11 protein-coding genes, 1 other RNA gene and 1 pseudogene are annotated in these 12,251 nt (G+C 56.0%); 7 read left to right on the top strand and 6 right to left on the bottom strand.

Annotation, left to right across the window (positions count from 1 at the left end; all coding sequences use genetic code 11):
* The first annotated feature begins 142 nt into the window (after nucleotides 1–142).
* Nucleotides 143–604: a MarR family winged helix-turn-helix transcriptional regulator gene (locus RISK_RS06695; RefSeq protein WP_047813478.1), complete on the top strand. Its 462-nt coding sequence runs from the start codon at nucleotides 143–145 to the stop codon at nucleotides 602–604.
* 41 nt (nucleotides 605–645) lie between these two features.
* On the opposite strand, the gene RISK_RS06690 is transcribed toward RISK_RS06695, so the two are convergent.
* Entirely contained in the window at nucleotides 646–1,434 is a 789-nt protein-coding gene (locus RISK_RS06690; RefSeq protein WP_047813477.1) for an SDR family NAD(P)-dependent oxidoreductase, read from the bottom strand.
* Between the two features lie 132 nt (nucleotides 1,435–1,566).
* On the opposite strand from RISK_RS06690, the gene RISK_RS06685 reads away from it, so the two are divergent.
* Nucleotides 1,567–1,776 (top strand): 4Fe-4S dicluster domain-containing protein, encoded by a 210-nt coding sequence (locus RISK_RS06685; RefSeq protein WP_047813584.1) that lies wholly within the window; start codon nucleotides 1,567–1,569, stop codon nucleotides 1,774–1,776.
* A gap of 429 nt (nucleotides 1,777–2,205) precedes the next feature.
* On the opposite strand, the gene RISK_RS06680 is transcribed toward RISK_RS06685, so the two are convergent.
* Both RISK_RS06680 and RISK_RS06675 read right to left on the bottom strand, forming a co-directional pair.
* A complete protein-coding gene (locus tag RISK_RS06680) occupies nucleotides 2,206–3,258 on the bottom strand; it encodes an ADP-ribosylglycohydrolase family protein (protein WP_047813583.1) in 1,053 nt (350 codons plus the stop codon).
* Between the two features lie 231 nt (nucleotides 3,259–3,489).
* Nucleotides 3,490–3,648, bottom strand: a pseudogene (locus RISK_RS06675) (GTP-binding protein); the annotation flags it as partial.
* 631 nt (nucleotides 3,649–4,279) lie between these two features.
* Here RISK_RS06675 and RISK_RS06665 point away from each other — a divergent pair.
* From RISK_RS06665 to RISK_RS06655, 3 genes are all read left to right on the top strand, one after another.
* The gene (locus RISK_RS06665; protein WP_083434817.1) at nucleotides 4,280–5,404 is read left to right on the top strand and encodes a helix-turn-helix domain-containing protein; all 1,125 of its coding nucleotides are present in this window, start codon (nucleotides 4,280–4,282) and stop codon (nucleotides 5,402–5,404) included.
* Complete coding sequence (locus tag RISK_RS06660; RefSeq protein ID WP_047813473.1) at nucleotides 5,376–5,912, top strand: hypothetical protein; 537 nt, start codon at nucleotides 5,376–5,378, stop codon at nucleotides 5,910–5,912. Before RISK_RS06665 ends, RISK_RS06660 begins: the two co-directional genes overlap by 29 nt.
* Before the next feature lie 396 nt (nucleotides 5,913–6,308).
* On the top strand, nucleotides 6,309–7,541 hold the full coding sequence (locus RISK_RS06655) for a putative glycoside hydrolase (RefSeq protein WP_236696090.1): 1,233 nt from the start codon (nucleotides 6,309–6,311) through the stop codon (nucleotides 7,539–7,541).
* 514 nt (nucleotides 7,542–8,055) lie between these two features.
* On the opposite strand, the gene RISK_RS06645 is transcribed toward RISK_RS06655, so the two are convergent.
* The gene (locus RISK_RS06645) at nucleotides 8,056–9,036 is read right to left on the bottom strand and encodes an alpha/beta fold hydrolase (protein ID WP_047813471.1); all 981 of its coding nucleotides are present in this window, start codon (nucleotides 9,034–9,036) and stop codon (nucleotides 8,056–8,058) included.
* A 134-nt stretch (nucleotides 9,037–9,170) separates the two neighbouring features.
* Between RISK_RS06645 and RISK_RS06640 the strand changes: the two genes are divergently transcribed.
* Entirely contained in the window at nucleotides 9,171–9,896 is a 726-nt protein-coding gene (locus RISK_RS06640) for a helix-turn-helix transcriptional regulator (protein ID WP_047813581.1), read from the top strand.
* Between the two features lie 69 nt (nucleotides 9,897–9,965).
* Here RISK_RS06640 and ssrA read toward each other — a convergent pair.
* Nucleotides 9,966–10,359, bottom strand: a transfer-messenger RNA (tmRNA) gene (gene ssrA, locus RISK_RS28590).
* 146 nt (nucleotides 10,360–10,505) lie between these two features.
* Nucleotides 10,506–11,123 carry a hypothetical protein gene (locus tag RISK_RS06630; RefSeq protein ID WP_047813469.1) on the bottom strand — a complete coding sequence of 206 codons (618 nt, stop codon included), beginning with the start codon at nucleotides 11,121–11,123 and terminating at the stop codon, nucleotides 10,506–10,508.
* 315 nt (nucleotides 11,124–11,438) lie between these two features.
* On the opposite strand from RISK_RS06630, the gene RISK_RS06625 reads away from it, so the two are divergent.
* Nucleotides 11,439–12,218, top strand: a complete 780-nt coding sequence (locus RISK_RS06625) for a DUF4332 domain-containing protein (RefSeq protein WP_047813468.1) — start codon at nucleotides 11,439–11,441, stop codon at nucleotides 12,216–12,218.
* Nucleotides 12,219–12,251: the final 33 nt, after the last annotated feature.

Below are 12,251 nucleotides of genomic sequence, written 5' to 3'. Positions count from 1 at the left end.
GATGGCGAATTGCATCGTCGTGCGACTGGCGAAAACTTGTCCCGTGCCGCTAGTAAGTGTAGGATGCACACAAAGGCGATTCAACCGCCGCCGAAGTGCGGCGTTTCGTTGCTTTTCAGTGCGACCACCTACGAGAGCATTCATGTCAAAACCTGAGCGACCTGGCTTTTTGATCAGTCGACTCGCCTACCTCTTCCGCGCGCGAATCGAATCGGTGCTGGCGGAAAATGGTTCCACATTGTCCCCGGAAGAATCCGCCTTGCTGATGGTCTTGGTGGAGTCAGAGCAACCGCTGCGCCGTGGAGAATTCGCGGAGATCATGTTGCGAGACAAAACCACCATCACGCGACAGCTCGATGGGCTGGAGGCGAAGGGGCTGGTGCGAAGAAAACCGGATCCATCCGACGCTCGTGCGGTTCTGATATCACCGAGTCCGAAGGGAACTCGCCAGATCAAGAAGCTGCTGCCGCACTTTCAAACGCTTCGAGAGAGCCTTCAGGACGGGCTGACGGCGGAAGAGTGGGGGGCCGGGATGAAGGTCATGCGTCAGATGAAAGACAACCTGATCGCGATCGAATCGAAAGGCTCGCGCGAATCCAGGTGACCCCGGATTCGCGATTTTATTCTCGCTGCGATTCGCGTGGATCAAGCGATCGTGGGGACGATGCCGCCGTCGCTTCGCAGCGCAGCGCCATTGATCGCTGAGGACAGTGGGCTGGCGACAAACGCGACCAGGTTCGCAATCTCTTCCGGTTCGATCAGACGTTGGATCAAGGAAGTTGGCCGGTTTTCTTCCATGAACCGTTTTTCCGCGGCTTCGAATGGTAGCTCGGGGAACAGTTTGCCCACAAACTCGCGCACGCCCGGCGTTGCAGTGGAACCGGGCAACACCGAGTTGACGGTCACCTGGGTGCCTTGAGTCAACTGGGCCAGGCTTCGCGAAAGTGCGAGTTGAGCGGTCTTGGTCATCGCGTAGTGAGGCATTTCTGGTGATGGAACCAGCCCCGACTCGCTGCTGATGAACACGATCCGTCCCGAGTTTTGGTCGAGCATTTGTTTGAGGTAGTGACGGGCTAATCGCACGCCGCTCATCACATTGATCTCAAAGATTTCGTTCCATTGATCGTCTGTCAGATCGAAAAAATCGACCGCTTCAAAGATTCCGAGGTTGTTGATCAAAATGTCGACCTGCGGATGCTCTTCGATCGTCTTGGCGATCCCATCGGTGGTGCCGTTGTCGGCGACCAAGCTCACGAGTTTTGCGTCCGGCAGTTCTTGGCGAATTTCACCGATCGCCTTTTCAACGCTCGCTTCGCTACGGGCGTTGATGATGGTGGTCGCGCCGTCTGCTGCGATCCGTTTCGCGATTGCCATCCCGATTCCGCCCGACGAAGCGGTGATCAGTGCTGTTTTTTCGTTGAGTCGTAAGTCCATGAGTCTGCTTCTTTTCGTTCAATTGCTTCGATGAGGTGACTCGAGTCACCGGTCAACGTGAGATGTTCGTTCAGCATGGACGTCCGCACGGTGAATACCAGATGGCTCATGTGCCGTCTGGCTCCTGCCAAAATGCGATCGTCTCTCGCGGTGATCGAATGCTTTCACGAAGACGACAGGATGGTTTACATCGACCCCGACGAGTGCATCGACTGCGGAGCCTGCGTGCCTGAATGCCCCACCGAGGCAATCTTCTACGAAGACGACGTGCCGGACCAGTGGAAGGGATTCATCGAGCGAAACGCAACGAAATCGCAAGAATGCCCGTCAGCACACGAGTGAAGTCGTTCACCCAAGCAATCGCCACATGGCAAGACGGTAGCCGGGTTCGCCAAGAATTCGGAGGCTCACCACTCGCGCCTCTGAATTCTGGCGAATCCAGCTACCAAGTTCTGTAGGCCAGGTCTCACCTGGCACCGCGCCGATGCTTGGGAACCAAGCGAGGCGTCCAGACAACCTTCCGTGACGATGGCGATGTTCTCCGGCATAGCACCCTCGCCAGGTGGGACCTGGCCTACACAACAACGGGTCCATCACAACCCGCCGCATGGCAAGACGGTAGCCGGGTTCGCCAAGAATTCGGAGGCTCACCACTCGCGCTTCTGAATTCTGGCGAATCCAGCTACCAAGTTCTGTAGGCCAGGTTCCACCTGGCACCGCGCCGATGCTTGACTGCCCACTTCAATCCTGTTCTCACCAGTACGCCAGCAATCAGTAGGGTGGAGCAAGTCGGCGGAAGCCGTGAAAGAGAACAACGACTAGAAAAAACAGATTGCGAAGCAGGACAGCGATCGGATTGACGGTCGGCGTGCGAGCGGATGCGTCTCCGGCGAGGCAGCCAGAGAGCGAGGCACCGAGTCGCTCCATCCATACTGTGCTGCGAGGCCATTCGCAAATGCCGTGGATCCATTCCGCTGGAATCCCTTCGCGACCAACCCCGGTACCCACAATGCCTCCCACGATTGCGGCGGTTGTGTCAGCGTCGCCTCCGCAGCGAATCATTTCGGTCACGGCTTGTCGAAGATCCTTCGGGTGTGAAAGCCACGCATAAATCGCAACCGGAACGGTGTGATACGTGTAGCCGGTGATGCCTTTACCGAGCCCCAGTGAATCGGCAAACGTGTTCGTGGACTCTCTCTCACCGACGCTGTCGATTGCTTTTTGAAGCAGTTCAATGAGCTCGGTGCCGGCTTCTCCGACCGCATCGACGACTTGATCGAGCCATTGGTTTGCATTGATCGTTGGGTGTTGGCGCGAATGTTTCGCGGCCAACGCCACCGCGATCGCTCCGTATTCGGCTTTGGGATCGCTGTGTGTCAGTCGTGAGGAGGCTCGCACCATTTCCAGCATGGGCGACATCTCATCGATCGCGGCACCGAAGATCGCAGCTCGCATTGCCGGCCCGTTTCCGGCTGAGAACACACCCGCGTTTTCTGGCTTGGCGCCCAACCACAATTTGATCCCCGACCGAGCCGTTGCTTTGCCAACTCCCGCTGGCAAGGCCAAGATCCACCAACGCAGCCGACTTGCAAAACGGTTGGTGAACACATCGACATCGCCGCGCGCTTCGATCAGAGACTGGGCCACCATGCACGTGTGTTCGGTGTCGTCCGAGACCATCCCGCAACCCAGCAAGAACCGATAACGATCCGGTGGCCCGAGCAAGCGTTCTGCCCTCATCGGCGACACGCCTTCGTAGGGCAGCCCCAACGCATCGCCAACCGCGGTTCCCAAGATGCATCCCACTATGGCGTCGCCGGTCATTGCGTCTTGATGCCGCAGAACAAGGCTGAGGAACTTGCTGGTCGAGATGAGTGTTTGGCTGGTTTTCATAGCACCAATGTAGTGGATGAGGGCACGAATGGATTGCAGCGGGACTCGTTGCCTCATCCACTACGAACGAAAAACGCCCGCGACAGAAGGATCCGTCGCGGGCGTTTGTCATTGGTTGCGTCAAACGACGACACGAGTCACAACACCCGAGCCGACTGTTTTGCCGCCTTTCGCAATCGACTCGTACGATTTGTACTTCGCCAGCCCTTTCTCAGCTTGAACACGCAAGATCGCCGATGTCAGCGTTGTTTTACCGTGGTCGATATGACCGATGGTGCCAACGTTGACGGAGACCTTTTGCGTCATTTCGGTTTGAACCATAGCTCGTGAACTCCCTTTTCAAAGGAAACATTTCGCACCGTTCGCCAGCCGTTGAGGTGAGCAGCCTCGGCAGCCTTTTCGCTCGCGTGAGCGCCAGAGGAACGGAAACGAAGAAACAAAAAGTGGGCCAGGCTTCTGACCCGTCGATTCACAAAACGCAGGCTGGCAGCCTACGCCACACACAAAAAAGGCCCGCCGTGTGAATCACGAGGCGGGCTTGGTGGATCGGATTGAATTGCTTTGGAAATCATCCACGACGCACCCAACCAGCCTCTGCGTTCAATGACGAGGCGGATTCGGAGATGAAGGATGTGAATGTCGTGAACGTGTACATTTCAAATTCCAGAGAGTTTGCACCGAAGCAGAGACACGAGTGTGGCGTCAAGGTTCACAATCTCTTTCGGTCCAGCCGAGTGGACCGTGGCCGCGGCGTTCTTCGCGATCTCCGGGACGCGATTGATCCTCCGTGTCATCGACGTACACGTTCTCGTGACGGTCCTGGCGGCGTCTCGACGCTCTGGCCTCTCGACGGCAACTTGCACCGCCAAGTTCTGGATTCCAGAAGATTGCACGTTGCCTATGTCGATATTGAGATGTAAGATGCGGGAAAACAGAAAGAGAAAGGCGTCGTATGAGTTTTGGCACGCGACTGAAGTGGGCTCGAGAAGCGGCTGGGATGACCCAAAAACAACTCTCGGAAGCCACGGATATAGGAGTTTCCACGATATGCGAGCTAGAGAGCGATGGTCGTGAACGCGGTCCGTCAGCTCTGCAGATGGTCAAGATCGCCGACGCTGTTCGTCGACGACCTGATTTCTTCTTCGAAGCAGGGGAGCCTCAGCAGGAGGTGGTGCTTTGGCGGGAGAAGCCTGCCGACAGCGGTGGTCAGATCGAGCTCCAGTTGATTGAGCTGGCGGGGCAGTATCAACGGTTGGAACAGTGTGCTGGCAATCCAACACTTTGCGAACTGCCCTTGGCTTCGAGCGGCAGTCGGCCCTTTGGCTACGCCGACGCAGAGCGTTTGGCGCATGATTTTCGTAAGAGCCATTCGCTTGGTGAACGCCCCGGTGGCACGCTCCTTCGAGTTCTGGAAGAAGTCTGCCGTGTGAAAGTGTTTCACCTTCCGTTTGAGCCTTCAGGAACGGCAGCATGCACGCTCGACGAACGCTACGGTGCGGCAATCTTGTTGAACAGCAACAACATTCGTTGGCGTCGTAACTTCGATTTAGCGCATGAACTTTTTCATCTACTGACGTGGAAGATCTTCCGGGTTGGAGAGAGTGCTTCTGTCGCGAGTGATGATGAAGAGAAATTGGCGAACTGTTTTGCGGGAAGTCTCCTGGTTCCGCCCGAACCACTCAAGCTATCCGTCGCTTCCCAGCAAAACGGAAAAAGGGTTTTGGACTTCGATGACCTTTTTGAAGTTGCTCGACAGTTCGATGTTTCTGTGCAGGCTTTGGTTTGGCAGATGGTGTCAAGCAAACTAATCGAAAAACCGAAGGCAGTGGAGATGCTCGCAAAGATAGAGGGCAAGGTTGAGCAGTGGGAACGCCGTCGGGACGAAGCCCCACCGACCCGACCTATTCGATTTGAAGCTCTTGCACGAGAGGCCGTTGGGAAAGGGATGATCGGCACGGGAGTGTTCGCCAAATACATGGGGATCTCTCGCCGGGCTGCGATGAAAATCGTCGAAACGGAAATCTATGCTGGCATGGAGCACGAGGCGAATGCCGAAGTTGAAATTGCTGATTCTTGATGCGGGTGTGGTGATCAAGCTTCACGAACTCGGGCTTTGGTCCGCTATCGTTGACCGATGTGATGTGCACTTATCGGAAATTGTCGCCAGACGAGAATGCAAATACCACGAAGCACAGGAAGACGATTGGGGACGCGACATCGATCTGTCTCATGACATCGCCAACGAAACCATCAAGATTTTCGATGTTGATCAGGTTGATGTCGAGTCTTTCAAGTCTCTGTTCGATCCAAACTACTTTGCGGATTTGGACGCCGGCGAGGCTGAGTCATTGGCGTTTCTTGTCAATCAGAAAGGTAGCTATCGAATATCGTCAGGGGACGCCATCGTCTACAAAGTCCTTGGGAACCTGAACCGAAGTGATCAGGGGATTTCGCTGGAGGAGATTCTTGCGGCTTGTGGGCTCGGTCGCACTATCCAAGGGTATCAGTACAGCAAAGCCTTTCGTTTGCAACTGACGCAATTGGGGGCGACCGATATGGTCCAAGGACGCGGCAGGAAGCGGTAAACAGGTCGAAAGGAGTCTTTCGGCATTTGAACCGTTGTTGCAATCGCCACTGTTCCCACGTGCAACCGTGGCGAACGCACAGACGGCTCATATGATTCTGCCCAATCATCCTGAATCGTTGCTACGATAGAGATAACTGCTCTTGCGAACGGCTGTCGCAGTTCCATTGGAAGACACATTTTCAGATCTCGAGCCATGCAGCGAGTCCGCGTGCCTCTGCTTTCCTGAATGGCAACTGGCAATTCAGTCAGCCAACGATTTCAAGTTCAATGGTGGAGACTGCGAGTTCGGATGACGCGACGTTTGTGTTTTCGGTTTCGCCCATCAACGAGCTTGGTGGGTGAGTTCCGACAGAATTCAAAACAACGGATGAAACTCTCAAGAGGAAGATCCAGGATGAGAAGAAGTCAATTCATCGTGCCAGCAATGGTTTTCGTCTTCACGTGTTGGCTCATCGGTTGTTGCGCTGCGAATGCCGACGGCACGCTTGCTGCCCCCGGCGAAGGCAGCGAAACGGTCCATGACAGCACCGCTTCGCCTCGGCCTCCATTCAGTTGGGATCGAGTCCCTTTGTACATGCACATCCGAAAGGCGACCGATTTCACGCCCGAAGAGTTGGACTATTTAGGCGGGTTCCCGTTGATCACCCTGGAGAAGACCACGGGCAGCCGGACCCATGGCTCCACCGAGGCTGGGTCTCTTGCCGCAGCCAAAGCGATCAAGTCCGTCAATGAGGACGCGTGTGTTCTGTACTACCGAAATGTCATGTGCAACTATTCCGGCTACAAGACCAATGACGGGTTGAGGGACATCCCCGGAGCATTCTTGCAGGGTAAAGACGGCAACCGAAAGCTGCATCGTGGTGTTCGGGAAATCTACGACCTGTCCAATCCGGATGTGCGTCGATGGTGGGTCGATCACTGCGTGGAAATGGCAAATCACGATGAGATCGACGGGATCTTTTTGGATGGCAACATCAAAGCGTTTGAGCCAGCCTTCCTTCGTGCGGAGATCGGAGCCGAGCGAAAGCAGGAAGTGGCCGACGGCTACTTCCTGATGATGCAAGACCTGAAGGACAGGATTCCAGCCAACAAGATGCTGTTGGCCAATGTCATCCGAGCAAGGTTGACAGATTCTGGCTTGGACACCATGCGGTACTTTGACGGATCCTACTTGGAAGGCATCGAGAGCCAGGCCAATGGCCTGACACGAGTGGAGTATTTGGCGAAAGGGGTCGACGCCGTTCAGAAAGCCGCACGTCAGGGAAAGATCATCGCGATGTCGATTGGCCTGGGCGACGCAGCGCTCACAGGGCTCAAGATTGATGACAGTCGCAAGAAAGTGGTTCGGGGAGCCAACATTCAGCCACGCCTGGAGTATTGCTTGGCGCTGTTCTTGATCTGCGCTGAAAAGTACAGCTACTTCCTTCCTCATGATGGTTACAGCGTGAACAACAAGGACAGCGCCGTGTGGCTCACCAAGTTTCCAGAATACGACAAGCCATTGGGGCCGCCCAAGGGACCTGCGGTGAAGGATGGCACCACCTACACGCGCGAGTTTGAATCAGCGAGCGTCTTTCTGGATATCGAAACGCAAACCGCAAAGATCACTTGGAAGGAAACGAGATGAACTTACGGTCGCAAAGACATTCGCTTGACTGATTCACCTCGCTGGCAATCCCGCGTGTCAAATCCTTCGTTCGTTGGAGGTGCATCGAAGAGACCCTGAACAGGGAGCGGATCACGGAGGGTGGGTTGGTCAGAAAATGTGAGGTGCAAGGTGATCGTGTCAGGTGATAGGCGTTGGAGCATTTTTTAACGCTCCCTGTTCAAACCGCGGAGCGGTGACACTTGACAGCCTCGGGTTTCAACCCGAGGCCCCTGTGCGACCGCACCGCAACAAAGCCGCAGAGTGGCGACAGGTGGTTCGCACACGTTGTCAATTGCGGTCGCTTCGCCGCCTCCCATGTCCGCGCCCTCACCCACGCGTACGCCTGAACGGCGTCGCTCGACCTAGTGTATCGCTGTCGCTCTCCCAAAACTTCGTTTCGGGAGAGGTGCGCCGTGTGGAGAGCGGCCCAGGCGAACGTTCGAACGACTCATACACTCGATGACACTTGCATGCGTGTTTAGCGTGTTTCGATTCATGCGGTTTCGCCGCATGGCTTCTGCTCACCTGCTGCTTGGGCATCTTGCCGAGACAGCCATTCCAAGATTGCTTGATTGGTTTGCTCTGGTTGTTCTTGCTGGATCCAGTGGCCGCAGTCCAGGTTGACCACGTCCGCGTTGGGTACAAACTCGGTCAGTCTTTCAAACTTGGGAATGATGTCTCGGTCGCCGTAAATCATCAATGTGGGCTGCTTAATAATTGGATCGACGTCGGCCAGCAATCGCCAGTTGCGATCGAGGTTTCGATACCAGTTGATGCTGCCGGTGAAGCCGGTCGATTCAAAGGAGGAGAGGAAGACGGCCAGTTCATCGTCACTCATCAGCGGTTCGCCTCGCAGCGTTTCTGCTTGGGCCAGGTTGATCATCATCATGCCTGGTTCAGGCGGTGCCGGCGGCACGTTTTTGCGGAACAGGTTTCGAAGGAACCGGGACGTGTTTTCGTTCAGCACTGCATCCGCGACGCCGGGATGCCGGTTGAAATGAACGAAGTAGTGGTCGCTGCCGAAGATCTCTTCCAAAAACTCAATCCAAGGCTTTTCGCCACGCTCTTGGTACGGCAAGGCAAGGTTGATCACTCGATTGACTCGGCGAGGATGCAACAGTGTCAGCCCCCAAACCACCATCGCGCCCCAGTCGTGACCGACAAAGGTGGCGTCGTCGTAGCCGAAGTGATCGAGAAGTGCGACCAGATCACCGGCCAGATGTTCGATGTCGTAGTCGGTGACTTGGGCAGGGCAAGACGAGTTCCCATAGCCTCGTTGGTTGGGGACGATGACGTGGTATCCCGCTGCGGCAAGAGCAGGGATTTGATGACGCCAAGAGAACGCATGTTCTGGCCAACCGTGACAAAGCACGATCGGATTCCCTGCGTTTTCTTGACCAGCCTGAAAGACTTCGAGGTCCACACCATTGACTGAAATCAGAGTGGGTTTGGGAAATTCGGTTGAGATGGACACTGCGATTCCTGTTGGTTTCTGGGGCGGTCAATCAGATGTGTGTCGCAACTTCGAAACTTGCTTGCGACCATGAGCACGCGTAGCGTAGAACCTAACGGTGCCAAAACGTGTCACCATTCAATGTGGTTTGTGAATTGAGTTCTCGCTCCCGTCAAGATGCGATCGTGCGTCTTCTTCGCCGCAATGGGACCATGACAATCGCTGAGTTGGCGACGGAGGTGGAGGCGTCCCGACGCACGGTGTTGCGTGACATTGGCGTTCTGCGAGACCAAGGCTTTGTCATTCATTCGGAACCAGGACGCGGGGGCGGACTGCAACTCGATCCGCAATCCGTTTTGACCACCGCGAGGCTGTCCGTGTCGGAGGTCTTTGCGCTGATCATCAGCGTATCGGCGATGCGTGCCACCGGGAGTTTTCCGTTTCTGGGGCTCGCGGACGCGGGGCTCGCCAAGATCGAGAAGGCTCTGCCCAGGGACAAGATCCGCGATTTACGCCGCCTGTTGAAGTGCCTGTACGTCGGGGAACTTGCCCCGCAAGTGAACATCTCGGACATGGGAACGATGACGCCGGCGCTGTTGCCGGCATTCGAGACCGCTTTTCTTCGTCGACTGCATCTGCGGTTTCAGTACCGAGATGCCAAAGGCGTTGAAACGCGTCGAGAGGTTGAACCGCAAGCCATGCTGATCTTGCCACCGCTGTGGTACTTGGTGGCCTGGGATTCTTCCCGCGACGACTTCCGGCATTTTCGAATGGACCGAATCAGCCGACCGACATGCGTTGAAGGCGAAACTTTTCGGCGACGTCACGTCCCATTTGAGGCTCATGTGCATCCCGTTCGCGACCCAACGTCGCGTCCATGACAGACTGGAAGCCGATCCCACAGGTCCAAAAAAAAAGCCGAGTTGCGATTGCTCACAACTCGGCTTTTGAAGTGGAGGCGGGGAGGATTGAACTCCCGTCCCGCGATGCATCCACGATGCCGTCTACATGTGTAGTCAAGCTATTTGTAGGGATGTCGCAACCGAAATCACGCACCCCCTTTTCGCTTCATCGGGCGCTACCTGACAGGCTCCCGAATCCACTAACTCAAATCTTGTTTAGCGACCCGCGTCTTGAGTAAGACGGGTTGCGATCCGACATTGTGACGGACATTCAGGCGACATCGGCGATCCCCATCAGTCCGGGCTACCTGTAATTAGGCGGCCAGTGCAAAGTTTTCTTCTGCAACTAAAAGTTTTTGATCAGCTTTTTACGTGGCCAACTGATCAACCACGACACGCAGGCATACGCTTCTTGACATCCGGTCGATTCCAAGTCGCCCCCTTGCTTCTTCATCAGACGTTCATTGTACCCGATTGGTTCACTGTTCGCTGCACGGTTTGTCGACGAATTTTGATCGGTGTTCTCGCAAGTCCTTTCCTCGCTGGTACTTCGCAAGGAATGCCAAACTTGGCTGCGGCACTGGTTGCTCAACGCTGCAGGGCCATGTCGACCAATGACGACAGCCCACCAAACTGGCCCTCTCGGACGACCAACCGGTCTCCCGCTCGCAGGGCGTAGTCGGATTCGGGGCGGACGTCGCCCGCACCATGGTCGGCGAACATGACTTCCATGCGAAGCCCTTCCACGGAATCAGATGAATGCCGATAGAGCACGGCTTCCAATCGACCAAAACGTTTGTCCACGCCGGTTTGCTTGAGCAATGTGCTGACGAAAACGGATTGACCTTGAGGGTTGGACCCCGAGGCGGGCGGCAATGGCAAGACTCGCACAGGTGTCCGGTCGCCGACGACCTGCAGCACGATGGAATCGTTTGCTTTGGCCTCTCGCACCTTGTGATAGACCTCTTCATTGAAGGTGCCCGATGACAGGGTGGCTCCCGAGCCAACGGTGTCGAATCGTGATTCTGGATCCGTTCCACCTGCTGCCATGCCACTCAGTTCGCTGAGTTTGGGTGGTTTCATGCTGGGCATCTTCAATGCACTCAGCTGCAGCGGCGCACAGCCTCCAGACAACAAGCACAGGGCTCCCACGACACAGGTGAGAAACAGCGTTCCGCTCAGTTTTCGTTCGGTGAGGCGTGTCATGGTGGGGGGCTTCGTCAGGCGAAGAATGACCCTGCGGGTCGCGGAAATTAGATCGTCTGGGAAGTTAATCGGCCCACCGCTGAAGTTTCTTGAGCAATCTTTGGATATTTCCTCAACTCAATCCGTTGGAGCTTACTTCTCGAAAGGGTCGATTGAGTCCGCGAAAGCCGGTCAAGGCGGGAGATGTCGGGCGGTTTGAGTCCCATCTCGGTTGGAAGAGGGATTCCCTCCCGACTCGAACTGGGGTGGCAGACCAACCGAGGGCGCTGTTATCGAAAAATCTCTCGAATCGCTTCCTCCCAGGAGTCTTCTCTTATGTTCGAGTTTTTGAAACGTTTTCCTCTGCGTCGTCGGTCCCCTGTCTCACCGACCCACCTGACTCGCGACACTCAAATGAATGGGCAGCAGGCTTCTGCTGGTCATGAATTGTCCGGGAGCGTGAAGCTGAAGTTGCAGCTTCCGCCGGCCGCTGCGGATCTTCGCTCGATCGCCCAGCCAAAAGTGGCTCCGGTTGCAATGGCGATGCAAAGCACCGAGGCAATGGGAAGTTCCGTCGCTTCATCTTCCATCCCAACGCCTTCCACTTCGGTGGCGTCTGCTGTTGGTCGTCCGTCGCGACTTCGCAGCAGCCATCGTGAACGCATCTTTGCGATGCGGATCGAGCACCTGCAAATCTGCAATGAGAAGCGTTGCCGTTTGCTGGCAAAGGTTGGAGTGGTCACCGCGGGTGATTTGGCGTGTTGCAACCCGGACCTGATTTCGCGTCAATACAAATCGCCTCAACGTGCCCTGCGTTCGATCAAACGTTTGCGTGCGGCAGTGCGATTGGCGGTTGCGATTGATGGCATGATGCCTCGCGATGCACTGATTCTGGTCGCGATTCATCGCCGCAGCGTGGCTTCGTTGGCGCGTGAATCAGCCGCTGTGTTGCATCGCGATTTGGAGCGGTTCTCGCTCAGCAGTCGCGGTCAGCGATTGGTGGGGCATCGAGGGGTTCCGAGCTTGCGACGCGTCAAAAGCTGGGTGGGCCAATGCGAACAATTGGTCGCTCACTGGATTCAAACGCACCCTGCCGAAACGCAGGTTGCGGCGTAGCGAGGATCGGTCCGCGGGTGGATGGTTCACGGT

Source organism: Rhodopirellula islandica (genome assembly GCF_001027925.1).
Taxonomy (GTDB): Bacteria; Planctomycetota; Planctomycetia; order Pirellulales; family Pirellulaceae; genus Rhodopirellula; species Rhodopirellula islandica.
Note: the sequence above shows the minus strand (reverse complement) of the source record. Positions and strands in the feature narration are given on the sequence as shown.